The organism is Ramlibacter alkalitolerans, from assembly GCF_016722765.1.
GTDB classification, from domain to species: domain Bacteria; phylum Pseudomonadota; class Gammaproteobacteria; order Burkholderiales; family Burkholderiaceae_C; genus Ramlibacter; species Ramlibacter alkalitolerans.
Window position 1 is genome coordinate 94,659 of sequence record NZ_JAEQND010000001.1, and the last position, 24,676, is coordinate 119,334.

Sequence of the window (24,676 nt, forward strand, 5' to 3'; positions counted from 1 at the left end):
TCATGCAGTTCCAGGTGAAGGCCGTCGACGGCGGCCGCGGCATCGTGCAAATGACGTTCGACGCCGGCACGCTCGAAGGGGCGCGCCAGGCCGCGGAGCACCAGGGCCTGCGCGTGATCGCCGTCTCGCCGGTGCGCAAACTGGCGGCGATGAGTGTTTCGCTGGGGCGCTCCAAGGCCTTCCCGCTGGTCCTTTTCAGCCAGGAGCTCGCGACGCTCCTCAATGCCGGCCTGTCGCTCATCACGGCGCTGGAAAGCCTGGCGGAGAAGGAGCACGACGGCAGCACGCGCAAGATGCTCGCCGCGCTGGTGCGGCTGCTGTATGAGGGCAAGTCCTTCTCGCAGGCGCTGACGCAGTTCCCGGAGGTGTTCCCCGACCTGTACGTGGCGCTGATCCAGTCGAGCGAGAAGACCGGCGCCGTGCACGGTGGGCTGACGCGCTACGTGGCCTACCGCACGCGCATCGACATGCTCACGCAGAAGATCGTCAGCGCCTCGGTCTACCCGGTGCTGCTGCTGCTGGTGGGCATGGGCGTGCTGCTGTTCCTGGTCGGCTACGTGGTGCCGCGCTTCAGCACCGTGTTCGGCGAGATGGGGACCAAGCTGCCCTGGCTGTCGCAGATGCTGATGAACTTCGGCAAGATGATCAACGACCACGTCGCTGCTCTTGCCGTGTCGGCAGCCGTGGCCGTGGCCGGCGCCGTGGGCCTGTGGCAGGTGACGGCGGTGCGCGCCGCGGTGGGCCAGGCCGTGCTGGCGCTGCCGGGCGTGCGCGAGCGGGTGTTCCTGTACCACGTCACGCGCCTGTACCGCTCGCTGGGCATCCTGCTGCAAAGCGGCATCCCCGTCCTGCAGGCGATCGGCATGGCGCGCGGCCTGATCGGCGCCCGCATGGCGGTGCTGCTGGACCAGGCCGGCCAGCGCGTGCGCGAGGGCCAGCCCCTGTCGCAGGCCTTCGAGGCCAACCAGCTGTCGACGCCGGTGGCGCTGCGCATGCTGCACGCCGGCGAGCAGGCCGGCAACCTGGGCGCGATGATGGAGAAGACCGCGGACTTCTACGACGAGGAAATGGGCCGCTGGATCGAGTGGTTCGTGCGCCTGTTCGAGCCGTTGCTGATGGTCTTCGTCGGCGCGGTGATCGGCGTCGTCGTGGTCCTGATGTACATCCCGATCTTCGAGCTGGCGGGGTCGATCCGGTAGCAAGCCCGAATCCAGGGAGAAGAACGCAAAAGCCGCAAAAGTTTCGCAAAAGCCGCCAAAGGGATCCCTTCGAAGGATAGCCTTTGCGGCTTTTGCGTTTCCTTTGCGGCTTTTGCGTTTCCTTTGCGGCTTTTGCGTTGAAGTCTTTTCCGTTTGCCGAACAAACGGGGACGCTAAGGAAAAAGGCACGAGGCCTTGCGGACCCGTGCCTGATGCTCCGACGCCGGCCCCTGCGGGCCGCGCGCTTGATCAATATTCCTGCAGCGTGCCGAAGCCCGAGCCGGGCTGGTCGACGGGGCGCGTGAGGCCCATCTTCTCGATGCGGTAGCGCATCATGTCGCGCGACAGGCCCAGCAGCTTGGCCGACTTGGTCACGTTCCAGCCGGTGCGCTCCAGCGTCTTGACGACCAGCGTGCGCTCCATCTCGGCCAGGTCCGCCATGTCGGTGTTGCCGTTGCCCTTGGGCACCGACATGCAGGGCTCGTTGCAGCCCTTGAAGTCGCGCTCGAACTTGGATTCCGGCGCCAGGCTCGGGCACAGCGCGAGCTGCGTCGTGCTGATCAGGTCCGTGGGGGCCAGCAGCACCGTCTGCTCCAGCATGTTGCGCATCTCGCGCACGTTGCCGGGCCAGAAGTATTCGAGCAGCTGGCGCTCGGCGTCCGGGCTGAAGCGCAGGTTCGGCTTGCCGTAGCGCCGCCCGTGCGCCTGCAGGAAGTGGCGCGCCAGCAGCAGGATGTCGCTGCCGCGATCGCGCAGCGCCGGCACGTTGACGGAGATGATGCGCAGGCGGAAGTACAGGTCGCTGCGGAAGGTGCCCTGCTTGACCATCGCCGCGAGGTCGCGGTTGGTGGCGCTGATGATGCGCAGGTTGACCTTGCGCTCCTTCACCGCCCCGACCCGGCGCACCGTCTTCTCCTCCAGCAGCTTGAGCAGCTTGGCCTGGAGCGACATGTCGATCTCGCCGATCTCGTCGAGGAACAGCGTGCCGCCGTCGGCCGCTTCCACCAGGCCCGTGCGGCGCTCCTTGGCGTCCGTGAACGCGCCCTTCTCGTGGCCGAACAGCTCGGACTCCAGCAGGTGCGACGGGATCGAGGCGCAGTTGATCTCGACGAAGGGGCCGGCCGCGCGCGCGCCGTCGAAGTGCATCGAGCGCGCGACGAGTTCCTTGCCGGTGCCGGTCTCGCCGTGCACCAGCACCGCCGGCAGGTCGCCGTCGGCAACGCGGCGCTCCGCCTCCAGCACCTGGCGGATGGTCGTCTTCATCTCCTGCATCGCGGGGGATTCGCCGATCATCGCGTTCAGGCCGGCGCCGCTCGCCTGCCGCTGCTGGTGGAACTGCAGCACCTGTTCCATCTTGGCGGTGCCCACCGCCCGCTCCAGCAGCAGGTTCAGTTCGGCCATCGAGACCGGCTTGAGCACGTAGTCGTACGCGCCCGCCTTCATGGCCTGCACCGCCGTCTGCGCGCTGTCGTCGCCCGTCATCACGATGCACTTGGCGAGCGGATCGCCTTCGCGCATCCTGGTGATCAGCTCGACCCCCGTCATGCGTGGCAGGCGCTGGTCGGTCACCACCGCGTCCGGATGCAGGGTATCGAAGAGGCCGAGCGCCTCTTCCGCCGATCCGCAAGCCTGGACCTCCCAACCATTGCGCGTGAGGTACGCGCTGATGTTGGCCTGCTGGATGGCGTCGTCTTCCACCACCAGTACCGTCTTGCCCATTGCTCTGTCCTATCCCTTGAAATGCAGCCGCACCTGCGTGCCGACGTTCGGCTCGCTGGACAGCGCCACGAAACCGCCGAAGCGCTCCATCGCGCGCTTCAGCATCGGCAGCCCCACGCCCAGCCCGTGCGACTTGGTCGTGTGGAAGGGCCGGAAGGCCGATTCCAGTTGCTGCTCCGTCATGCCCACCCCGGAGTCGCTGAACGTGAGTTCGACGCCGTCCGGGTTCTTGACCTTGCGCAGTTCGATGCGCAGTTCGCCGCCGCGGGGCATGGCCTCGACGGCATTGGAGATCACGCTGTGCAGGGCCTGCCGCACCAGCGAGGTGTTGCCCTTCACGTGGGTGCCGCAGACCTCGTTGCGGGCCCAGTTCAGGCGCACGTTGGAGCGCTCGAAGGTGGGCCCGAAGGAGGCCAGCAGGCTGTCGAGCACGGTGCACAGGTCGACCGGCTCGGTCTCGCCCGAGATCGGGCGCGAGTACAGCAGCAGTTCGCGCACCCACTGCGACAGGAAGTCGACCTGGGTGATGATGTCCTGCGCGTTCTTGCGCACCGGCAGGTCGTCGGTGCAGGCCGCCAGTTCGGCGCTGGAGCGCACGCTGGCCAGCGGGTTGCGCAGGCTGTGCGCCAGCGCGGTGGCCATCTCGCCCGCGAACACCTGCGACTGCGCCTCCAGCAGCTGCCGCTGCTGCTGCGACAGCACGCGCGAGCCGCGCCGCACGATGCTGAACAGGCCGAGGTAGATCACGAAGCCGCCGGCGAGCGTCGTCATCCACACCAGGATCTGCCCGGCGCGGATCGAGTCCATCAGGTGGCGCGGCTCCTTGTAGACCTCCACCACCGCGACCACTTCGCCCTTCGGGTCCGTCAGCGGCACGTAGTTCTCGATGAAGAACTCGCGCGGCTCGACGACGAAGCGTTGTTCCGAGCGCTCCGACATGTTGCCGGCATGGTGCTTGGCGACGTCCATCTTGGACGCGAAGGCCTCGCGCAGCTCCTCGTTCTCGTTGGTGAAGGTGCCGATCAGGTCGCGGTTGGTGGACCAGACGATCTTGCCGTCGCGCGCGTAGACGCTCGTGAGCAGCACGTCGGGCAGCGTCTCGAGGTGCTCGTACACCTCGGAGCGCGCCTGCGCCACGACCTTGGGCGACAGGCCGGCGGACCAGGTGTCCACCCGCGGATCGAGGAAGGGCACCAGGCTCACGGCACCGATCTGCGCGGCCTCGACGCCCAGGCAGTTGTAGATGAACTGGGCCGTCAGCAGGGCGTCGCGCTGCAGCGCCTGCTGCGTGACGAAGTGGGACAGCACCGTGCCGGTGACCGCCGCCACCGGCAGCAGCGCCGCCAGGCTGGCGATGGAGAACCAGCGCAGCAGGTTGAAAGGCCGCACGGGCGCCGCCGACGGCGGAGTTTCGCGCGTGCCGGGCGCCGTCTGGCGCGGGGGTGCGAAGGCCGGTTGCGGCGCGACCGCCGGTGCGGTGGCTTCCGAAGCGGAGGCCGACACCGTGGACGCACGGCGCGGCCAGCGCCACCGGCCGCTGCGCAAAGCCGCCGGGAAACGCAAGCCGCCGCCAGGCAATCCGGCGATGTCCTTCACGAAGTTCCTCCTTGTGTCCCCAAGCCGCCCCGGGCCCGCCCCGCCCTTGTGCTCCCCTGGGCCAATCGATTATTAATGGCTTTATGACGAACTTGCAATTCGTCACGATCATCTCGGCACGAAAGTGCCACGAATTTGGACGAGCGGTGTGGTTCGCTCAGGCTTTCCGCGACTTGACAGAACAGCCGGATGGAGCTTCGTTTTGCAGCAGGGGCAGGGCCGGGCGCCATCGAAGGTCCTTCTTCAGAACGCCCAGAACGGTCCGGGACCCACCGGGGTGGCGCGACCGGCGATCGCGACGAAGACCTTGCGGCCGAAGAAGAAGGGCAGGCCCCAGTCGAAGCTGCTTCCCAGGACCACGCTGCCACCGAGCCGCGCCGCCGCCGTGCCGGAGGGCAGCGAGCTGGCGTCCACCACCGTGAACGGCACCGCCACGCTGGCCCCGTTCACGCCCGTCGCCGTCGCCGAAAGTGCAAGCGGGCTGGGCGGGCAGTAGAAACCGCTGCTGCACAGCGGGATGGCGGCATCGGGAAAGAAGATGCCGTTCGAGCCGCTGTCGATGAAGGCCGGGAGAACGGCGCCCTTGTAAGTGGTGGAAAAACTTCCGTTGGCGCGCGCCGTGTAGATCGCCGTCCCGCCGAGCTGGTTGTTGGCGCGCGTGCCGATGCCCAGCACCAGCGAGCCGGCCACGCGTTGCGAGCCGCCGACGGGCACGTCCGGCAGCACGATGGCCAGGCCGTTGTTGTCGCCGCCGGCGAGCGCTGCCACCGGGTGCGCCAGCTGGCTGGCCAGCGGCGCTGTCGCGATGGAGCAGCCGCTGGCCGTGCAGCTGAAATACACGCCCGGCAGCCGGCTGACGACGCTGGATGCACAGGCGCTGCCGCAGTCCTGCACGTCGAAGCCGACGCCCAGGATGCCGTTGGAGCCCGCATCCGCCAGCGCGGGGCCCGTGTCGGAGCAATCGGCCGGCACCCTGGCATACGGGCCGGCCGGATCGTCCATCACCTGCACCGGCAGGGCAGCGGCCTGCTGGCCGCCCAGGCGCACATCCGCGCTGCGCACCGAGCCCCAGGCAAAACCGCTCGCGAACAGGCCGCACTCCGCCAGCACGCCGCCGCCGGCGTTCACCGCGGGCAAGGCGAGCGTGCCCAGGGCGGACGCCTTGACCCGCAGGCCGACCGAGCCGGTATCGAGCAGGATGTGGTCGATGGTGCGGCAGTTGCCGCTGGCGGGTGCGCAGAGCGTCACGCTCACGAACGGCGAATTGATGGCGCTGCCGTCGGTGCCGCGATCCAGCAGGATGGGCACGACGTTGCTGCCGGCGGCAACGTCCGGTGCGGTGTCTCCGGGCGTCGCGCCCGGGCTCGCGGCGGGCGCGGCGGCATCGTCGCTGCCTCCGCCGCCGCAGGCCGCGAGGATCGCCAGCAGCGCCAGCGCCGCGGCGTGCCGCAGCCAACGCGCCGCGCCAGGCGCGCGCGGGCTCATTTCATCTCCCGCGTGTCGAAGCCGGCGGGCAGGCGCGAGGGCAGCCAGGCGCGGCCCTGGAACGCGCCCATGTGGCCCTCGGAGACGACGACGGCCTCGCCGGTGTCCACCGCCAGGCGCGAGTGCGGGCCGCCATGGCGCGCCGCGCCGCGGGCGCGGTAGGCCTCGAAGTGGCGACCGAGCAGGCGCTTGAGGTTCGGCTTGAACGGGCCGGACCAGGCCAGCGCGAACACCCGGCCGGTGCCGTCCACGTATTGATCGACCACCACGCCCGTGCGCAGCGTCCGGTGCACGACGGTGTACGGCGCACCGGCCACGGTGCTGCCCTGCGAAGTCTGCACGGCGGCATCGTCGCCGCGCGTCGGCGCTTCATCGAGCCCGGCCCAGGCCCCGCCGGCCGCCAGCACCACGCTCGCCACAAGGATTCGGATCATGTGTCTTTCGTCGATGCGCCCGTTGTCCGCGGTCCCGCGGCCCCTCCGGGCGTGAGCACGATAGAGCGGGCCCTCCAAGGCCAGTTCCGGCGTGCCGACCCTTTGTAAGCAAAAGCAGGCGCGGTTGAGAAATCCGACGCATGCACGGGGCGTGCCTGCTTCATGCGATCGGACGATGGCGCCGGCGGGGCCGAAAAAGCAGAAGGCCCTGCTCTTGCGAACAGGGCCTTCGAAGACTTGGCGGAGTGGACGGGACTCGAACCCGCGACCCCCGGCGTGACAGGCCGGTATTCTAACCAACTGAACTACCACTCCGCGTCGTGCCGGCCCCCCCCGCGATGCGGGGAAGTGCCAGCGAACTTGGCGACCCTACGGGGATTCGAACCCCGGTACTCACCGTGAAAGGGTGATGTCCTAGGCCTCTAGACGATAGGGTCGAACCTGGACGCAACGAACGGAAACCTGGTGGAGGTAAGCGGGATCGAACCGCTGACCTCTTGCATGCCATGCAAGCGCTCTCCCAGCTGAGCTATACCCCCGGTGTCCGCTCTTCTTTCTCTTAAAAGAAACACGGGCCGAAGCCCGTGTTCCCGATTCTGGCGGAGTGGACGGGACTCGAACCCGCGACCCCCGGCGTGACAGGCCGGTATTCTAACCAACTGAACTACCACTCCGCATCGTGCCGACTTCCGCTCTTGCGAGCACAAGCGTCGACAGAACTTGGCGACCCTACGGGGATTCGAACCCCGGTACTCACCGTGAAAGGGTGATGTCCTAGGCCTCTAGACGATAGGGTCAAAACCTGGGACGCACGCCAAGGACGTGCTACCTGAAACCATCAACGCATCCCGACACCACGTGGTGGAGGTAAGCGGGATCGAACCGCTGACCTCTTGCATGCCATGCAAGCGCTCTCCCAGCTGAGCTATACCCCCCCGGCAGGTGTCGAGCCTTGAATTCTACACTGAAAAATCAGGCGTTTTGAAGACGCTCGACCACACGTTCGCGCTGGCTGAGCGCGAGCACCGCATCCAGCGATGGCGTCTGCGCCGTGCCCATCACGACCACCCGCACCGGCATCGCCAGCTGGGGCATCTTGAGGCCGGTGGCGCGCAGCGTTTCCTTGATCGCCTCGGCGATGTCTTCCCGCGTCCAGGGACAGGCTTCGAGCATCTTCGCCAGCATGCCCAGCGCCGGCCGCACGCCCTCGGTGATGTGCTTCTTCAGCTCGGCGGGATCGGGCTGCACGTCGGTGTAGAAGCGCGCCACCCAGTCGGCCAGCGCCACCGTCGTGTCGCAGCGGTCCTTGAGCAGGCCGCACAGGGCAGGCAGGCGCGCATCGGTGGCGATCTCGCGCCGGGCCAGCAGGTCCTTCACCAGCTGCGCCAGCGCTTCGTCCGCCGTGAGCTTCATGTGCTGCGCGTTCACCCAGCGCAGCTTGGCCTCGTCGAACTGCGCCGCGCTGCGGCCCAGGTGGTCGAGGTTGAACCACTGCAGGAACTGCTCGCGCCCGAAGATCTCGGCGTCGCCGTGCGACCAGCCCAGGCGCGCCAGGTAGTTGACCATCGCGTCGGGCAGGAAGCCTTCGTCGCGGTACTGCGTCACCGGCTTGGCGCCGTTGCGCTTGCTCATCTTCTCGCCCTGCTCGTTGAGCACGGTGGGCAGGTGCGCGAACACCGGCGGCTCCTGGCCGAGCGCGCGGAAGATGTTGATCTGGCGCGGCGTGTTGTTCACGTGGTCGTCGCCGCGGATCACGTGCGTGATCTGCATGTCGATGTCGTCCACCACCACGCAGAAGTTGTACGTGGGGGTGCCGTCGGGGCGCGCGATCACCAGGTCGTCGAGTTCGTCGTTGCTGATCTCGATGCGGCCCTTGACCTTGTCGTCCCAGGCCACCGTGCCGCCGATCGGATTGCGAAAGCGCCAGACCGGCTGCACGCCCTCGGGCACCGCCGGCAGCGTCTTGCCCGGCTCGGGCCGCCAGGTGCCGTCGTAGCGCGGTTTTTCCTTGGCGGCCATCTGCCGTTCGCGCAGCTTGTCCAGTGCTTCCACGCTCATGTAGCAGGGGTAGATGAGCCCCTGCTCGCGCATCTGCGCCAGCACTTCGCGGTAGCGGTCCATGCGCTGCATCTGGTAGTACGGCCCCTCGTCGGGATCGAGGCCCAGCCAGCGCATGCCTTCGAGGATGACGTCGACGGCGGCCTGCGAGGAACGCTCCAGGTCGGTGTCCTCGATGCGCAGGATGAAGGTGCCGCCCTGCGAACGGGCGAAGGCCCAGGGGTACAGCGCCGAGCGGATGTTGCCCAGGTGGATGAAGCCGGTGGGCGACGGGGCGAAGCGGGTACGAACGTTCAAAGTTGCTCCAGTCCGCGCAGGAGGTCGTCCTGGATGTCCAGGGGATGTTCGAGGCCGACGGCCAGGCGCAGCAGCCCCTGGCCGATGCCGGCCGCCTGGCGCTGCTGCTCGGACAGGCGCCCGTGCGAGGTGGTGGCGGAATGGCTGATGATGCTCTTGGTGTCGCCGAGGTTGGTGGCGATGCTCATCACCTGCGCGCTGTCGATCACCTTGAAGGCGTTGGCGCGCAGGCTGGCCGGGTCCTCGCCTTTCACGTCGAAGGACACCACGCCGCCGCCGAGGCCGGACTGCTGGCGCATCGCCAGCGCATGCTGCGGATGCGACGGCAGGCCGGGGTAGTAGACGCGCGTCACGCTAGGGTGCGATTCGAGGAACTGCGCGATCTGCAGCGCGTTCGCGCACTGCTGGCGCATGCGGATGTCCAGCGTCTCCAGGCCCTTGAGCACCACCCACGCGTTGAAGGGCGCCAGCGACATCCCCGCCGTGCGCACGATCGGCGCGAACACGTCGTTGATCCACTTCGCCGATCCGCACAGCGCGCCGGCCATCACCCTGCCCTGCCCGTCGAGGTACTTGGTGCCGGAGTGGATCACGAAGTCGGCCCCGAGTTCCACCGGCCGCTGCAGCGCCGGCGTGCAGAAGCAGTTGTCCACCGCCAGCAGCGCGCCCGCGCCATGCGCGAGTTCCGCCAGCGCGCGGATGTCGCACACGTCGGTCAGCGGGTTGGTCGGCGTCTCCGCGAACAGCAGCTTCGTGTTGGGCTTGAGCGCCTGCTGCCATTCGTTCAGGTCGGTCTGCGACACGAAGGTGCTTTCCACCCCGAACTTGCCGAACTCCTTGGCGAACAGGTTCATCGTGGAGCCGAACACCGAGCGCGAGCAGATCACGTGGTCGCCGGCCTTGAGCACGCCCATGCACAGCAGCAGGATGCCGGCCATGCCGGTGGAGGTGCCGATCGCCGCCTCGGTGCCCTCCATGGCGGCCAGGCGCAGCTCGAAGCTGGTCACCGTGGGATTGGAGGTGCGGGCGTAGGTGTAGCCCTCCTGCGGGTTGGCGAACCGGTGGGCCGAGGTCTCGGCATCCGGCTGCACGAAGCCGCTGGTGAGGTACAGCGCCTCGGAGTTCTCGCCCCACTGGCTGGGCGGCAGCGCGGCGCGCACCGCCAGGGTCTCGCGGCGCAGGCCCGGGGGCAGCTTCTTGCCTTGCATGCTCAGGCCTCTTGGGGATTGGGAATGGAAAGGCGCGAGGTCGTCACGTCCAGCGGATCTTCCTGGCCGACGCGCGCCTCGTTGATGCGCGCAATGTCCTCGGGGTTGATGTCGCCGGTGACGTAGACGCCGTCGAAGCAGGACGCATCGAAGCCGTCGATCTGCGGGTTGAGCTTGCCGATGGCGTTCTTCATGCCGTCGACATCCTGGTAGATCAGCGCGTCGCAGCCAATGAGTTCGCGCACCTGCTCCACCGTCCGGCCGTGCGCGACCAGCTCCGAGGGCGTCGGCATGTCGATGCCGTAGACGTTCGGGAAGCGCACCGGCGGCGCCGCGCTCGCCATGTAGACCTTGCGGGCGCCGGCGTCGCGCGCCATCTGCACGATCTCGCGGCTGGTGGTGCCGCGCACGATGGAGTCGTCCACCAGCAGCACGTTGCGGCCCTTGAACTCGCTGCCGATCGCGTTGAGCTTCTGCCGCACTGAGCGCTTGCGCACCGCCTGCCCCGGCATGATGAAGGTGCGGCCCACGTAGCGGTTCTTGACGAAGCCTTCGCGGTAGGGAATGCCCAGGAGCTGCGCGAGCTGCATCGCGCTCGGGCGGCTCGATTCGGGGATCGGGATCACGACGTCGATCTCGTGCGGCGGCACGGTGGAGATCACGCGCTTGGCGAGCGTCTCGCCCAGGTTCAGCCGCGCCTGGTAGACCGAGATGCCATCGAGCACCGAGTCCGGCCGCGCCAGGTACACGAATTCGAAGATGCAGGGCGAGAGTTTCGGCGCCTCGGCGCACTGCGCCGCATGAACCTTGCCCTGCAGGTCCACGAACACGCACTCGCCCGGAGCGACGTTGCGCTCGAAGCGGTGGTTCGTGCCTTCGAGCGCCACCGATTCGCTGGCCACCATCACGGTGCCGTCGGGCCCGCGGCCGACGCACAGCGGGCGGATGCCGAACGGGTCGCGGAAGGCCACCAGCCCGTGTCCCGCGACCAGCGCCACCACCGCATAGGAGCCGCGGACGCGCCGGTGCACGTTGGCCACGGCGGCGAACACGTCCTGCGGCGACAGCTGCACGCCGCGGGTGGTGCGCTCCAGTTCGTGCGCGAACACGTTCACCAGCACCTCGGTGTCGCTCTCGGTGTTGATGTGGCGGTGGTCGGCCGTGAACAGCTCGGTCTTGAGCGCCTGCGCGTTGGTGAGGTTGCCGTTGTGCGCCAGCGTGATGCCGAAGGGCGCGTTGACGTAGAAGGGCTGTGCCTCTTCCTCGCTGTAGGCGTTGCCGGCGGTCGGGTAGCGCACCTGGCCGAGGCCCACGTTGCCTGGCAGCGCGCGCATGTTGCGGGTGCGGAAGACATCCCGCACCATGCCCTTGGCCTTGTGCATGTAGACCTTGCGGCCCTGCTGCGTGACGATGCCCGCGGCATCCTGGCCGCGGTGCTGCAGCAGCAGCAAGGCGTCGTAGATCAGCTGGTTGACCGGGCCCTGGCTGACGACCCCGACGATTCCGCACATAGTGTTTCGCTTTCCTTCATGCCGGCAGGTAGGTGCCGAACCGCTCGGGCACCGCCGGCTTCAATCCACGCAGGGCCGCCGTCGCCACCCCGGCCGTCATCGATTCCGTCCACCAGCCGCTGTTCTTCAGCCCCGTGAGGTGGACCACCACGGCCAGCGCCAGCACGGCCACCGCGCCGCGCACCAGGCCGAACACGGCGCCGAGCACCCTGTCCACGGGCGCCAGGCCCGAGGCGGCGACCAGCTTCTTGGTGAGCCAGGCCAGCAGCCCGAGGGCGAACAGCGCGGCGATGAACACCACCACGAATCCCGCAGCGTAGCGGATGGAGTCCCCCGCGTGGCCGATCGGCATCCGTTCCGCCACCCGCGGCGCGAGCCACTGCGCCAGCACGAAGGCGGCCACCCAGTTCAGCACCGACAGCACCTCGTACACCAGCCCGCGCCACAGGCCCAGCAGCACGGAGGCGGCCAGCACCGCCAGCACGACCCAGTCGAGGACCGCCACTAAAGCGACAGGATCGCGGCCGGCAGCGCCAGGCCCTTGATCTTCTCCGCCGCCCGGTCCGCCTCGGCGCGGGAGGCGAAGGGGCCGGCCCGCACGCGGATGCGCGGCCCGTTCTTCGTTTCGGCGACGTTGGTGTAGTTCTTCAGTCCGGCGCGATCCAGCTTCTGCTGCGCCAGCCGCGCCTTTTCGCGTTCCGCGAAGGCGCCGACCTGCACCACGTAGCGCAGGCCCGCCGCGGCCGTATCGACCGACTTGCCTTCCAGCAGCTTCTGGGCCTTGGCGGTCTCCACCTTCGCTTCGGGCGTCTTCGGTTCGGGCCGCGCATCGGCGCGAAGTTCCGGCTTCTTCTCGGGAGCGCTCTCGGCCTTGGCCACCTTGGGCGGCTCGGGCTTCGCCGCCACCACCGGTGCCGGATTCGTTTGCGGCGCAGCGAGGCCGGCTTCCTGGCGGGTTTCGGTGATCACCGGGGCCGGCGCCGGTGCGCTGGCGACCTTGCCGGCAGCGGCCGGGGCAGGTGCCTGCGGCAGCGGCGGCAGCGGCTTGACCTTGTTGCGGTCGGGAATCTCGATCGGGATGTCGACCGCGACGGGGCGCGGCTGCGTATCGAACAGCAGCGGGAAACCCACCACGCCGATCAGGACGAGGACCACGGCGCCGATCAGGCGGTGGCGGGCGCGCCGCCGCATCACTTCGATGCTTTCGGCCGGCGCGGACGCGGCCTTCGGAGCGTCGACCTTCTTGCGCAACTTGAACAGGGCCATCGGGAGGGGAGTCAGCCGAGATGCTTGGCGGACAGGCGGGGCACACCGTGCGTGAGGACGCCGCCCACCGTGTAGAACGATCCGAAGACGAGGATTCTATCAGTCGGCTCGGCAGCAGCCACGGCGGCGCGCAGGGCGTCCTCGGGGCCGGTGTGGATGCTCGCCGGCACGTCGCGCCGGCCCGGCAGGGCCTGCCACTTTTCCAGCAGCGCCTGCGCGCTCGCCGCGCGCGGCGTGGGCAGGTCGGTGAAGTACCAGCGGTCCACCAGCGGCCCCATCTTCGCCAGCATGGGCGCCAGGTCCTTGTCCGCCATGGCGCCGAACACGCCGTGGGTGGTCGGATAGAAGCCCATGGCATCGAGGTTGGCCGCCAGCGCCGCCACCGCATGCGGGTTGTGCGCCACGTCCAGCACCAGCGCCGGCTGGCCGGGGATGATCTGGAAGCGGCCGGGCAGTTCCACCATCGCCAGGCCGTTGCGGATCGCCTGCGCGGTCACGGGCAGCCGCTGCCGCAAGGTCTCGAGCGCAGCCAGCACGCCCGAGGCATTGAGCAACTGGTTGGCGCCGCGCAGCGCGGGATAGGCCAGGCCGGAATAACGGCGCCCGCGCCCGGCCCAGGCCCACTGCTGCTTGTCGCCGGAGAAGTTGAAGTCGCGCCCCAGCAGCCACAGGTCGGCGCCGAGCGCGCTGGCCTCCTGGACCACGCTGTGCGGCGGCACCGGATCGCTCACGATCGCCGGCTTGCCGGGACGCAGGATGCCGGCCTTCTCGCGGCCGATCGCCTCCCGGTCCGCCCCGAGGTATTCCATGTGGTCCAGGTCGATGCTGGTGATGATCGCGCAGTCGGTGTCCACGACGTTCACCGCATCGAGGCGCCCGCCCAGGCCCACTTCGAGGATCGCGACGTCGAGGGCGCTGGCCGCCATCAGGCTCAGGATCGCGAGCGTCGTGAATTCGAAGTAGGTGAGGGCCACGTCGTCCATGGCGCGCGCCGCTTCCACCCGCTCGAAGTGCGGCAGCAGCGAGGCGGCCTGCACGATCTCGCCGCCGATGCGGCAGCGCTCCTCGAAGTGCACCAGGTGCGGCGAGGTGTACACGCCGGTGCGCCAGCCGGCCTGCAGCGCGATCGCCTCCAGCATCGCGCAGGTCGAGCCCTTGCCGTTGGTGCCGGCCACCGTGATGACCGGGCAGTCGAAGCGCAGGCCGAGGCGGCCCGCCACCTGTTCGACCCGGTCGAGGCCGAGCGCGATGTTCTTCGGATGCAGGCGCTCGCAGTGCGCCAGCCAGTCGCTGAGGTCGTTCATGCGGGGATTGTCGTTGCCCCGGCACCCTGCCCTAAGATCCGGCCATGGCCGCAACCCTCTACGGCATCCCGAACTGCGACACGGTGAAGAAGGCGCGCGCCTGGCTGGCCGCCCAGGGCGTGGACTACGCGTTCCATGATTTCAAGAAGGGCGGCGTGCCCGCCGACCGCCTGGACGCCTGGCTGCACGCGGCCGGCTGGGAAAGGCTCCTGAACCGGCAGGGCACGACCTGGCGCAAGCTCGATGCGCAGGAACAGTTGCGTTCGGGCAACGAAGCCGGCGCCCGCGCGCTGATGCTGGCGCAGCCGAGCGTCATCAAGCGCCCGGTGGTGGAATGGCCGGATGGCGCCGTCACCGTGGGCTTCGAACCGGCGGCCTGGCAGGCACGCACTGCCGCTGGCAGTTGATTTTTACCGTCGCTTTACTGTAAAGGCTCGCAACGGCTGGGCCGGCTGTCTAAACTTTCAGCATCAGCAGTCCACAACGAGTCCCTTCATGAAACACACCGTCATTTTTGCGGCCCTCGGCCTGGCAGCCTTCGGCGCCGCCGCGCAGGAAGTCGGCCAGGTCGTCTCCTCCCAGCCCGTGATCCAGCAGGTCGCCGTGCCGCGCCAGAACTGCGCTCCCGGCTACGTGCAGGCCCCGCCCCAGACCTCCGGCATGGGCGGCCTCGCGGGCGCCGTCACCGGCGCGGCGATCGGCAGCCAGATCGGCGGCGGCGCCGGCACGGCCGCGGCCATGCTGATCGGCACCGTGGGCGGCGCGCTCCTGGGCAACAACGTCGAGGCCAACAACATGCGTGCCCAGCAGGCGGCGATGCCCACCTGCACGACGGAGACGACGTACGAGAACCGCACCGTCGGCTACGACGTGACCTACCAGTACGCCGGCCAGCAGTACACCACCCGCATGCCCTACGACCCGGGCCCGACGGTCCGCCTGCAGGTCAGCCCCGTGGCGCAGGGCAGCGTGCCGGCGCCGGGCATCGCCGGCGCGGTGAGCGCTCCGCCGGTGCAAGGCGTGATCGCGGCGCAGCCCGCGATCGTGGCAACGGCTCCGGCGGTCGTGCCGGCGCCGGTCTACGTGCAGCCGTACCCGGTGTATCCGGCCTACCCGTACCCTGTCTACCGGCCGTACTACCCGCCGGTCGGCATCTCGCTGGGCTTCGTGTTCCGCGGCGGCCACGGCGGCCACCGCCACTGGCGCTGAGCATCCCGCGCCGATCCGAGAGAACCCCGCCCTGCGGGGTTTTCTCTTTTGGGGAGGCGCTTTGTCCCCTCGCCTAAAATCAGCGGTTTCCCCGCAGCTTTTCCCTCCCATGACCACCGAGACATTCGACGGCGTCGCCGTCGCGACCCAGGCCAACGTGTACTTCGACGGCAAGTGCGTCAGCCACAGCATCACGCTGGCCGACGGCACGAGGAAATCGGTGGGCGTGGTCCTGCCGGCCAGCCTGACCTTCAAGACCGGCGCGCCCGAGATCATGGAGTGCGTGGCCGGCTCCTGCGAGTACAAGCTCGCCGGCAGCAGCGAATGGAAGAAGTCCTCGGCCGGCGACAGGTTCTCCGTGCCCGGCGACTCCAGCTTCGAGATCCGCACGACCGAGCCCTATCACTACATCTGCCACTTCGGCTGAAAGCGGGACATGAGCACCATCCTCGAAAGCCTGCCGATCGGGCAGAAGGTCGGCATCGCCTTCTCGGGCGGCCTGGACACCAGCGCCGCCCTGCACTGGATGCGCAAGAAGGGCGCCATCCCGTTCGCCTACACCGCCAACCTCGGCCAGCCCGACGAAACCGATTACGACGCGATCCCGCGCAAGGCGATGGAATACGGCGCCGAGAAGGCGCGCCTGGTCGACTGCCGCAAGCAGCTGGCGCACGAAGGCATCGCCGCCCTGCAGTGCGGCGCCTTCCACATCTCCACCGGCGGCGCGATGTACTTCAACACCACGCCCCTGGGCCGCGCCGTCACCGGCACGATGCTGGTGGCCGCGATGAAGGAGGACGACGTCCACATCTGGGGCGACGGCAGCACCTTCAAGGGCAACGACATCGAGCGCTTCTACCGCTACGGCCTGCTGACCAACCCGGCGCTGCGCATCTACAAGCCCTGGCTGGACCAGGCCTTCATCGACGAACTGGGCGGCCGCGCGGAGATGTCGGCGTTCATGACGGCGGCGGGCTTCGGCTACAAGATGTCGGCCGAGAAGGCGTATTCGACCGACTCCAACATGCTCGGCGCGACGCACGAGGCGAAGGACCTCGAGAACCTGAACTCCGGCATCCGGATCGTCAACCCGATCATGGGCGTGGCGTTCTGGAAGGACGAGGTCGCCGTCAAGGCCGAAGAGGTCCGCGTGCGCTTCGAGGAAGGCCAGCCCGTGGCCCTGAACGGCAGGCGCTTCGACGATCCGGTCGAACTGTTCCTGGAAGCCAATCGCATCGGCGGCCGCCACGGCCTGGGCATGAGCGACCAGATCGAGAACCGCATCATCGAGGCCAAGAGCCGCGGCATCTACGAGGCTCCCGGCATGGCGCTGCTGTTCATCGCCTACGAGCGCCTGGTCACCGGCATCCACAACGAGGACACCATCGAGCAGTACCGCGACAACGGCCGCCGCCTGGGCCGCCTGCTGTACCAGGGCCGCTGGTTCGACCCGCAGGCGATCATGCTGCGCGAGACGGCGCAGCGCTGGGTGGCGCGCGCCGTGACGGGCGAGGTGAGCCTGGAACTGCGCCGGGGCAACGACTATTCGATCCTCGACACGCAGTCGCCCAACCTCACCTACGCGCCGGAGCGCCTGTCGATGGAGAAGGTCGAGAACGCGCCCTTCTCGCCCAAGGACCGCATCGGCCAGCTCACGATGCGCAACCTGGACATCACCGACACGCGCGAGAAGCTCGGGATCTACTCGCGCACCGGGCTGCTCACGTCGGGCGGCGACGCGCCGCTGCCCTCGCTCGGCAAGGACTGAGCGGGCCGCGCGCGGCGCAGAGGGGATGCCCGGAGGCACACGGCCCGCGCGCCGTGGTATGACGCGGCCTTCCGACCGGAGTTCGTCCCCATGAAGAAGCTCGTCGCCGCGTTCGCCCTCGCGCTGTTCCCGCTCCTCGTCCCGGCCCAGGAGCGCGCCCTGCGCGCCGGCACCCTCAGCGTGGAGTTCCCGCAGGAATGGAACTTCAGGGCCTCCGCCCAGCGCGCCGAGGGCCACGGGCCCGAGGGGGAACTGGTGCTGGTGAACTTCCGCGTGCTCCACCCGGGCGCACCGGCCGAAGTCGTCGCCCAGCACTGGACGGTGCTGCGCAACTTCGCCCGCGACGAGATGCCCGGCCTGGCCGCGGGCAAGGACACGCAGGTGATCCGCGCCGTGACGGAGTCGCCCCTGCAGGATGCGCGGGTCGAGTTCTCCTCCGTGTCCAAGCGTTTGCGCGAAGGGCGCGACGCCTATTTCCTGCAGTACCTCCTCGGCTCGCGGCGCACCATCGCCTACTTCACCGTCGAAGGCTTCGGCGACGCGCTGCAGGCTGCCGCGCGGTTCGAGAAAATCCTTGCCACCCAGCGCTGGCAGGAATGAAATCGCGTGCCAGGAGACTCCGATGCTCGCCATCTTCCGCCCCCGTGCGCAGCGCCCGTAAGCGATGAAGCGCGCAGCCTCGACCCTCCTCGTGGTGGCCGCGCTCGTGGCCGCCGCCGCCCTGCTGAATCCCTCGGCGGAGCGGCACCGCCAGAAGATCCGCCAGGCCATGGGCGAGCGCAGCCCGATCGCGGGCATGCTGGGCCTGGGCACCCTGAAGGCCTTCGCCTCGAACTACCGCTCGCTGGGCGTCGCCTCCTACACCACCGCCGGCGACCGCGTGGCCTCCGTCGGGGCCTTCGGTTTCGTGTACGTGCTGCAATGACCTGAGGAGCGCGTCATGGCCACGCCCTTCCCCCTGCGCTGCCGCTGCGGCCGCTTCCAGGCCGAAGTGCGCCATCCCGGCCGCGGCACGCGCGCCGTCTGCTACTGCAAGGACTGCCAGGCCTTCGCGCATTTCCTCGGGCTGCCCTCCGGCATGCTGGACGCGCACGGCGGCACCGACATCGTCGCCGTGCGGCCACGCGACGTGCGCTTCGTGCAAGGGGCCGAGCAGCTCGCCTGCATGTCGCTCACGCCGCGCGGCACGCTGCGCTGGTTCACCGCCTGCTGCCGCACGCCGGTCGGCAACACGCCGCGCGACCTTCGGCTGTCGCACGTGGGCCTGGTGCATACCGCGCTGGAGAGTCCGGGCGCCGACCTGGAAGCGGCCTTCGGGCCGGTGCGCATGCGGGTGAACCGCCAGAGCGCGCACGGGCGTCCCCCGGCGTCGCCGCGGTTCGCGTTCGCCGCTGCGCTCCTGCGCTATGTCTCGGGGCTGGCGTGGTCGCGGGCCAGCGGCGGCTACCGCACCAACCCGTTCTTCGACGCGGACAGCGGCCGGCCGCGCGTGGAGCCGCAGGTGCTCTCGCTCGAGGAACACCGGAAGGTGAAGGCGCAGGTGGCGGCGGCCGGAGGGGCCTGAGGACAAGGAGGCCGATGATGGGACTTACAGCCAGCCACGAGGTCTCTCCTGCGTCGCCGCCCGGTGCCTACCGCGACTTCGTCATTTCCGCCCGGCGCCTGGACGCGCGCAGCGTGGCCGTCGGCGTCGACAGCTCTCCCGCCGGCCCGCTCCAGGCGATGGTGAAAGTATCGTTCAGCCAGAAGGAGGCTTCTGCGCTGCACGCGAGCTTCCGGGCCAGCTTCGCCGAGCCGCAGGTGCAGGGCGGCCGGATGCTGATGTCCGCCGAGGAGGCGGCCACGATCGGGCGGCGGCTCGCGCAGGTGCTGTTCCCGCCGGCCGTCCTGGGCCTGTTCGCAAGCAGCCTGACGCTCGTGGCCGGCAAGCTGCGGATCCGGCTGGCCATGGACGCATCGCTGATGGACCTGCCCTGGGAATACGTGGCGCGCCCGCACGCGGGCGAAGGCCATGCGCAGGCGGCCGATTTCCTGCTGCTCGATCCGGCCGTGTCCATGGTGCGGCAGGCCTCGGGGCCCGGCATCGGTTTCGCGCCGATCTCGGGCCGGCAGCGGCTCGTGTTCGCCGGAACGTTCTGGGAAGGCGATCGCGACGGCTGGGAGGTGGGCAAGGAATTCGCCCTCCTCCATCGCGCCTTGCACCCCGTCGTCGATTACCTGGCCAGCGACTTCATCGTCGCGCGCGATCCGCAGGAGCTCGGCGGGCGCAACCTGGACGGATGTGCCGTCTTCCACTACGCGGGCCACTGCGATTTCGATCCCGCAGGGCGCGCCTTCCTGCTCAAGGAACTGCCGACTTCCCGGGCGCTGGCGATAAAGGACGACGCGCTCTACCTCGACGAACTCGCGCCGCGACTCGCCGCCGCCGGGGTGCGACTGGCCGTCCTGAGCGCCTGCAACAGTGGTTTCGGCGCGGTGGCCAACCCGCTCCTGGACGCCGGCGTGCCGGTGGTGATCGGCGTCAACGGCGGCGTCGCCTCGACGAGCACGATCGAGTTCTGCGCCAAGCTCTACGAATCCCTGGCCGTGGGACTCACCCTCGACGAGGCCGTCTCCCACGCCCGTCTGCACGTCTTCCAGTGGGGCAGGAAGTACGACCTGTTCGACTGGGGACTCTTCATGGTGCACATGCGCTGCGGGGAGGCCGTCCTGTTCCCCCGGCTGGCCAGCGCCGAACTCGCCCAGCGGCAACGGACCGTGCGGCAAGCGCACGCCGAGACGATCGGCAGCGCCCTGCAGCTGATGCGCGAGCTGGATCCCTATAACTTCGCGCAGATCATGTCGGAGCTGGTGCAGCGCCGCGTGCTGATCCTCGGACGGTTCAACGACAAGCGCATGCCCTTGCTCGACGCGATCCGGACGCACCTGCAGCAGCATCCGAACCGCTACCTGCCGGAGCTCTTCACCTACGACAAGCCCGAGTCGCGCGACCTGGAGGAAGCGATCATCGGCTTCGCCGCGCTCTCCCGCTTCGTGATCGCCGACCTGAGCGAACCCCGGAGCGTGCCGCAGGAGCTGGGCGCCATCGCCCCGAACTTCCAGTCCGTCCCCATCGTTCCGCTGATCGACGCGGCGGAACAGGAGTACGCCACCTTCGAAAGCATCCGCCGCCGCGCCAACGTGGTGAAGCCGACGGTGCGCTACAAGGACCGCGACGATCTCGTCGGCCAGCTCGACGCGATCGTCGCGCTCGCCGAAGGCAAGCTGCTGGAGGTGCGGCCGCCGGCGGTGTGAGCGGGACACCGGCGCCTGGGCTTGATCCCTGCAGGACGACTAGCCTGCCGCGGCCGGGCGGATTACCATGCACCTGAGATCCTCTGTTGCCGCCCCGCGCGGCGAAAGGAGTGCGCCATGAAACGCGTGAAGCACTGGCAGGACGCGGCGAACGCCGTGCTCGGTGCCTGGCTGGTGGTTTCTCCCTGGGTGCTCGGCTTCGGCAACGTGGTGGTGGCCGCCGTCAGCACCATGGCCGTCGGGGCGCTCCTGATCGCCTCCAGCCTCGAGGCCATGCAGGTGCCGCAGGCCTGGGAGGAATGGCTCGATGCCGGCCTGGGCGCCCTGCTGATGATGACGCCCGCCCTGCTCGGCTTCGACGGCGTGGCCCCCGCGCTGCAGAACGCGCTGATCACCGGCGGCGTCGTCACCGCGCTGGCGATCTGGGTGCTCGTCACCGACGACGAATTCGCCTCTTCCTGGGAACGGATCGGCGGCTGAGGCCGGTCGGTCAGACCACGACCGGCTCCGGCTCCAGCCGGATGCCGAAGCGCTCGTACACGCTGGTCTGGATCGCGCGGGCCAGCGTGACCACCTCGCCGCCGGTCGCGCCGCCGCGGTTGACCAGCACCAGCGCCTGCTTCTCGTAGACGCCCGCCTGGCCGACCGACTTGCCTTTCCAGCCGCAGGCGTCGATGAGCCAGCCGGCGGCGAGCTTCACGGTGCCGTCGGGCATCGGGTAGTGCACGATGCCGGGATCGCGGGCGATGATGTCCTGGCACTGCTCCGGCGTCACGGTGGGGTTCTTGAAGAAGCTGCCGGCATTGCCGATCACCCGCGGGTCGGGCAGCTTCGCGCTGCGGATCGCGCAGACCCAGTCGTAGATCTGGCGGGCGTCCGGGTGCTGGATGCCGGATTCCGTCATCCGGCGCTGCAGGTCGAGGTAGCCGAGCACCGGCTTCCAGGGCTTGGGCAGGCGGAAGCGCACCCGCAGGATCACCGCGCGACCCGCCAGGCCGAAGTCGCTGTCGCGGGCCGGCGAATGCTTGAACACCGAGTCACGGTAGCCGAAGGCGCACTGGGAGGCATCGAGCGTGAACTCGCGCCCCGTCATCAGGTCGACGGCGTCCAGCGATTCGAAGCGGTCCTGCAGTTCCAGGCCGTAGGCGCCGATGTTCTGCACCGGAGAGGCCCCCACAGTGCCGGGGATCAGCGCCAGGTTCTCCAGGCCGCCGAAGCCCTGTTCGATGCTCCACGCGACCGCCTCGTGCCAGTTCTCGCCGGCGCCGAACTCGATCACCGTCCCCCGGGGGCCGTCTTCCAGCACGCGCCGGCCGGGAACCTCCACCTTCAGCACCACCGCCTTGACGTCGCCCGTGAGCACGATGTTGCTGCCGCCGCCGAGGACGAACTTCGGTTCGTCCCCGAACTCCGGATGAGCCAGGACGGCGTGCACGTCCGCGGCGGCGCGAACGCGCACCAGCGTGCGGGCCTTCGCGACGATCCCGAAGGTGTTGTACGGCTGCAGCGCTGCGTTCGACTCGACGATCATGGGAGAATTGTGCCCAAAGCCGACGCAGGCCGGTGCAGGAGGAATCTCAAGATGCCGTCATTCGATACCGTGTGCGAACCGAACATGGTGGAAGTCAGGAACGCCGTGGACAACGCCGCCAAGGAGATCGGGACGCGCTTCGACTTCAAGGGCACGTCCGCCGCGATCGAGATCAAGGAGAAGGAAATCACGCTCACGGGCGATGCCGATTTCCAGCTGCAGCAGATCATGGACGTCCTCATGGGCAAGCTGGCCAAGCGCAACGTGGACGTGCGCTTCCTGGACAAGGGCGAGGTGCAGAAGGCCGGCGGCGACAAGGTGAAGCAGGTGCTCAAGGTCCGCAACGGCATCGAGTCGGAGCAGGCCAAGAAGATCCAGAAGCTCATCAAGGACAGCAAGCTCAAGGTGCAGGCCTCGATCCAGGGCGACGCGGTGCGCGTCACCGGCAAGGACAGGGACGTCCTGCAGGAAGCCATTGCGCTGGTGCGCAAGGAGATGTCCGAGCTGCCCCTGAGCTTCAACAATTTCCGCGACTGAACGTGAAGCAGCCGCTCGCCCTCCTGTGCCTCACCCTCGCCGCGGGTGCCGCTTCGGCCCAGGCCGTGGCCCTGCAAGGCATGCTGGGCAACAAGGCCCTGCTGATCGTCGATGGCGGGGCGCCGAAGAGCGTCGCCCCCGGTGAAGCCCACAAGGGCGTGAAGGTGCTGTCCACGCTGGGCGACCAGGCGGTGGTGGAGATCAACGGCCAGCGCCACACGCTGCGCGTGGGCGATGCGCCCGCCAGCGTCGGCGGCGGGGCGGCCCCGGCGCGCGCCAGCAGGATCGTGCTGAGCGCCGGCTCCGGCGGCCATTTCGTCGCACCCGGCGCCATCAACGGGCGCGCCGTGCAGTTCCTGGTGGATACCGGCGCCACCAGCGTCGCGATGGGGGTGCAGGAGGCCGAACGCCTGGGCATCGACTACCGCAAGGGCCAGCTCACCCGCGGCAACACGGCCAACGGCACGGTCACGGCCTACCTGGTGAGGCTGAATTCGGTGCGGGTCGGGGAGGTCGAAGTGTTCGACGTCGAGGCCGCGGTGCTGCCGGTGAGCGGCGGCCCCATCCTCCTTGGCAACAGCTTCCTCTCGCGCTTCCAGATGACCCGCTTGAACGACCAGCTCGTGCTCGAGCGCAGGTACTGAGCCCTTGGCCGATTCCACCTTCTCCGGCACGACCACCCGGTCGCGCCCGCCCGAGAGTGCACTGGGCCCGCTGAAAGCGCCGGTGTTCCGGATGCTCTGGTTCACCTGGCTGGCAGCCAACACCACGATGTGGATGAACGACGTCGCCTCGGCGTGGCTCATGACGTCGATCGGGCCTTCGCCGCTGTGGGTGGCGCTGGTGCAGAGCGCAGCCACCCTGCCCGTCTTCCTGCTCGGGCTGCCGAGCGGCGCGCTGGCCGACACGCTGGACCGGCGCCGCTACTTCATGGCCACGCAGTTCTGGGTCGCGGCCATCGCGACGCTCCTGTGCGCGGTGATCCTGCTGGACAAGCTCACCGCGCCGCTGCTGCTGGCGCTGACCTTCGCCAACGGCATCGGGCTGGCGATGCGCTGGCCGGTGTTCGCCGCCATCGTGCCGGAGATCGTGCCCCGGCCGCAACTGGCGCAGGCGCTGGCCCTCAACGGCGTGGCGATGAACGCCTCGCGCATCATCGGCCCGCTGATCGCCGGCGCGCTGCTGGCGAGCGTCGGCGGGGCCTACGTGTTCGTGCTGAATGCGGTGCTGTCGATCGTGGCGGGGCTGACCATCATGCGCTGGCGGCGCGTGCACCAGGAAAGCCCGCACGGGCGCGAACCCCTGGGCAGCGCGATGCGCGTGGGCATGCAGTTCGTCTGGCACTCCAGCCGCATGCGCGCGGTGATGCTGCGCATCGCGCTGTTCTTCCTGCATTCGACGGCCCTGATGGCGCTGCTGCCGCTGGTGGCGCGCGGCCTGCCCGGCGGCCGCGCCGGCACCTTCACGGTGCTGCTGGCCTCCATGGGCGTCGGCGCCATCACCTCGGCGCTGCTGATGCCGCAGATCCGCCGCTGGCTGCCGCTGCAGCGGCGCGTGCTGGTCGGCACCTCGGTCCAGGCGCTGGCGGGGGTCGCCGTGGGCTTCGCTCCGAACATCTACCTCGCGGTCCCGGCCATGGTGCTGGCCGGCGCCGCCTGGATCACGGTCGCCAACTCGCTCACCGTCGCGGCGCAGATGTCGCTGCCGGACTGGGTGCGCGCGCGCGGCATGTCGGTCTACCAGATGGCGCTGATGGGGTCGACCGCCATCGGTGCCGCGCTGTGGGGCCAGGTGGCGACCATGAGCTCGATCGGCATCGCGCTCGCCGTGGCCTGCGTGACCAGCATCGCCACGATGTTCGCGGCGCAGCGCCTGAAGATCGACCGCGGCACCGAGGAGGAACTCACGCCCTCGCGCGTGCTGCGGGTGCCCGAGATGCAGGCGCCGCCGCGCCCGGGGCGCGTGGTGGTGCGGGTGGAGTACCGCATCGACCCGGCGCGCGCCGACGAATTCCTGGCCCTGATGCAGGAAAGCCGGCGCAGCCGCCTGCGCCAGGGCGCGCTGGAGTGGCAGCTGCTGCACGACCTGTACGAGCCGGGGCGCTACGTGGAGCAGATCACCGACGCCTCCTGGACGGAGCACCTGCGCCGCTTCGACCGCATCAGCGCCGCGGACGTGGCGCTGCGGGATCGCCGCCTGGCGTTCCAGGTCGGCGAGGAACCGCCGCGCGTGACGCGCTACGTGATCGCGCAGGAGTAGC

Annotated in this window: 24 protein-coding genes and 6 tRNA genes; 13 read left to right on the forward strand and 17 right to left on the reverse strand. The window is 69.2% G+C overall.

Annotation, left to right across the window (positions count from 1 at the left end; translation table 11 throughout):
* Positions 1-2 precede the first annotated feature (2 nt).
* On the forward strand, positions 3-1,199 hold the full coding sequence (locus tag JI746_RS00420; RefSeq protein ID WP_201686810.1) for a type II secretion system F family protein: 1,197 nt from the start codon (positions 3-5) through the stop codon (positions 1,197-1,199).
* A 249-nt stretch (positions 1,200-1,448) separates the two neighbouring features.
* On the opposite strand, the gene JI746_RS00425 is transcribed toward JI746_RS00420, so the two are convergent.
* The 16 genes from JI746_RS00425 to folC form a co-directional block, all read right to left on the reverse strand.
* Positions 1,449-2,918 carry a sigma-54-dependent transcriptional regulator gene (locus JI746_RS00425; protein WP_201686811.1) on the reverse strand — a complete coding sequence of 490 codons (1,470 nt, stop codon included), beginning with the start codon at positions 2,916-2,918 and terminating at the stop codon, positions 1,449-1,451.
* Positions 2,919-2,927: 9 nt separating this feature from the next.
* Positions 2,928-4,514, reverse strand: a complete 1,587-nt coding sequence (locus JI746_RS28135) for a sensor histidine kinase (RefSeq protein ID WP_201686812.1) — start codon at positions 4,512-4,514, stop codon at positions 2,928-2,930.
* 243 nt (positions 4,515-4,757) lie between these two features.
* Positions 4,758-5,999, reverse strand: coding sequence for a DUF3443 domain-containing protein (locus JI746_RS00435; RefSeq protein ID WP_201686813.1), 1,242 nt, complete (start codon positions 5,997-5,999; stop codon positions 4,758-4,760).
* Positions 5,996-6,433 carry a DUF2844 domain-containing protein gene (locus tag JI746_RS00440; protein WP_201686814.1) on the reverse strand — a complete coding sequence of 146 codons (438 nt, stop codon included), beginning with the start codon at positions 6,431-6,433 and terminating at the stop codon, positions 5,996-5,998. The genes JI746_RS00435 and JI746_RS00440 overlap by 4 nt, the downstream gene beginning before the upstream one ends.
* Before the next feature lie 238 nt (positions 6,434-6,671).
* A tRNA-Asp gene (locus JI746_RS00445) sits at positions 6,672-6,748 on the reverse strand.
* Between the two features lie 46 nt (positions 6,749-6,794).
* Positions 6,795-6,870 (reverse strand) — tRNA-Glu (locus JI746_RS00450).
* A gap of 26 nt (positions 6,871-6,896) precedes the next feature.
* Positions 6,897-6,972 (reverse strand) — tRNA-Ala (locus tag JI746_RS00455).
* Positions 6,973-7,030: 58 nt separating this feature from the next.
* Positions 7,031-7,107: transfer RNA gene (locus JI746_RS00460), tRNA-Asp, on the reverse strand.
* A gap of 47 nt (positions 7,108-7,154) precedes the next feature.
* Positions 7,155-7,230, reverse strand: a tRNA-Glu gene (locus tag JI746_RS00465).
* Positions 7,231-7,292: 62 nt separating this feature from the next.
* Positions 7,293-7,368, reverse strand: a tRNA-Ala gene (locus JI746_RS00470).
* Between the two features lie 37 nt (positions 7,369-7,405).
* Positions 7,406-8,788 (reverse strand): glutamate--tRNA ligase, encoded by a 1,383-nt coding sequence (gltX, locus tag JI746_RS00475; RefSeq protein WP_201686815.1) that lies wholly within the window; start codon positions 8,786-8,788, stop codon positions 7,406-7,408.
* Complete coding sequence (locus JI746_RS00480; RefSeq protein WP_201686816.1) at positions 8,785-9,996, reverse strand: O-succinylhomoserine sulfhydrylase; 1,212 nt, start codon at positions 9,994-9,996, stop codon at positions 8,785-8,787. The genes gltX and JI746_RS00480 overlap by 4 nt, the downstream gene beginning before the upstream one ends.
* Positions 9,997-9,998: 2 nt before the next feature.
* Positions 9,999-11,507 carry an amidophosphoribosyltransferase gene (gene purF / locus JI746_RS00485; RefSeq protein WP_201686817.1) on the reverse strand — a complete coding sequence of 503 codons (1,509 nt, stop codon included), beginning with the start codon at positions 11,505-11,507 and terminating at the stop codon, positions 9,999-10,001.
* A 16-nt stretch (positions 11,508-11,523) separates the two neighbouring features.
* Positions 11,524-12,012 carry a CvpA family protein gene (locus JI746_RS00490; protein WP_201686818.1) on the reverse strand — a complete coding sequence of 163 codons (489 nt, stop codon included), beginning with the start codon at positions 12,010-12,012 and terminating at the stop codon, positions 11,524-11,526.
* Complete coding sequence (locus JI746_RS00495) at positions 12,012-12,773, reverse strand: SPOR domain-containing protein (protein ID WP_201686819.1); 762 nt, start codon at positions 12,771-12,773, stop codon at positions 12,012-12,014. Before JI746_RS00495 ends, JI746_RS00490 begins: the two co-directional genes overlap by 1 nt.
* An 11-nt stretch (positions 12,774-12,784) precedes the next feature.
* On the reverse strand, positions 12,785-14,077 hold the full coding sequence (gene folC, locus JI746_RS00500; protein WP_201686820.1) for a bifunctional tetrahydrofolate synthase/dihydrofolate synthase: 1,293 nt from the start codon (positions 14,075-14,077) through the stop codon (positions 12,785-12,787).
* Positions 14,078-14,121: 44 nt separating this feature from the next.
* On the opposite strand from folC, the gene JI746_RS00505 reads away from it, so the two are divergent.
* From JI746_RS00505 to JI746_RS00545, 9 genes are all read left to right on the forward strand, one after another.
* On the forward strand, positions 14,122-14,484 hold the full coding sequence (locus JI746_RS00505; protein WP_201686821.1) for an ArsC family reductase: 363 nt from the start codon (positions 14,122-14,124) through the stop codon (positions 14,482-14,484).
* A gap of 88 nt (positions 14,485-14,572) precedes the next feature.
* On the forward strand, positions 14,573-15,286 hold the full coding sequence (locus JI746_RS00510) for a glycine zipper 2TM domain-containing protein (protein ID WP_201686822.1): 714 nt from the start codon (positions 14,573-14,575) through the stop codon (positions 15,284-15,286).
* Positions 15,287-15,395: 109 nt separating this feature from the next.
* Entirely contained in the window at positions 15,396-15,713 is a 318-nt protein-coding gene (ppnP, locus tag JI746_RS00515) for a pyrimidine/purine nucleoside phosphorylase (RefSeq protein WP_201686823.1), read from the forward strand.
* Positions 15,714-15,722: 9 nt separating this feature from the next.
* Complete coding sequence (argG, locus tag JI746_RS00520) at positions 15,723-17,054, forward strand: argininosuccinate synthase (RefSeq protein WP_201686824.1); 1,332 nt, start codon at positions 15,723-15,725, stop codon at positions 17,052-17,054.
* Between the two features lie 90 nt (positions 17,055-17,144).
* Positions 17,145-17,654 (forward strand): hypothetical protein, encoded by a 510-nt coding sequence (locus JI746_RS00525; RefSeq protein WP_201686825.1) that lies wholly within the window; start codon positions 17,145-17,147, stop codon positions 17,652-17,654.
* A gap of 64 nt (positions 17,655-17,718) precedes the next feature.
* The gene (locus JI746_RS00530; RefSeq protein WP_201686826.1) at positions 17,719-17,979 is read left to right on the forward strand and encodes a hypothetical protein; all 261 of its coding nucleotides are present in this window, start codon (positions 17,719-17,721) and stop codon (positions 17,977-17,979) included.
* 15 nt (positions 17,980-17,994) lie between these two features.
* The gene (locus tag JI746_RS00535) at positions 17,995-18,618 is read left to right on the forward strand and encodes a DUF6151 family protein (RefSeq protein ID WP_201686827.1); all 624 of its coding nucleotides are present in this window, start codon (positions 17,995-17,997) and stop codon (positions 18,616-18,618) included.
* Positions 18,619-18,632: 14 nt separating this feature from the next.
* Positions 18,633-20,348 (forward strand): CHAT domain-containing protein, encoded by a 1,716-nt coding sequence (locus JI746_RS00540; RefSeq protein ID WP_201686828.1) that lies wholly within the window; start codon positions 18,633-18,635, stop codon positions 20,346-20,348.
* Positions 20,349-20,465: 117 nt separating this feature from the next.
* On the forward strand, positions 20,466-20,828 hold the full coding sequence (locus JI746_RS00545) for an SPW repeat domain-containing protein (RefSeq protein WP_201686829.1): 363 nt from the start codon (positions 20,466-20,468) through the stop codon (positions 20,826-20,828).
* A 10-nt stretch (positions 20,829-20,838) separates the two neighbouring features.
* On the opposite strand, the gene murB is transcribed toward JI746_RS00545, so the two are convergent.
* The gene (gene murB, locus JI746_RS00550; RefSeq protein ID WP_201686830.1) at positions 20,839-21,879 is read right to left on the reverse strand and encodes a UDP-N-acetylmuramate dehydrogenase; all 1,041 of its coding nucleotides are present in this window, start codon (positions 21,877-21,879) and stop codon (positions 20,839-20,841) included.
* Positions 21,880-21,930: 51 nt separating this feature from the next.
* On the opposite strand from murB, the gene JI746_RS00555 reads away from it, so the two are divergent.
* The 3 genes from JI746_RS00555 to JI746_RS00565 all read left to right on the forward strand — a co-directional run bounded on the left by JI746_RS00555 (position 21,931) and on the right by JI746_RS00565 (position 24,675).
* A complete protein-coding gene (locus JI746_RS00555; protein ID WP_201686831.1) occupies positions 21,931-22,416 on the forward strand; it encodes a YajQ family cyclic di-GMP-binding protein in 486 nt (161 codons plus the stop codon).
* Positions 22,417-22,418: 2 nt separating this feature from the next.
* Positions 22,419-23,060, forward strand: a complete 642-nt coding sequence (locus JI746_RS00560) for a retropepsin-like aspartic protease family protein (RefSeq protein ID WP_330892722.1) — start codon at positions 22,419-22,421, stop codon at positions 23,058-23,060.
* Between the two features lie 91 nt (positions 23,061-23,151).
* A complete protein-coding gene (locus JI746_RS00565; RefSeq protein WP_201687272.1) occupies positions 23,152-24,675 on the forward strand; it encodes an MFS transporter in 1,524 nt (507 codons plus the stop codon).
* Position 24,676 lies beyond the last annotated feature (1 nt).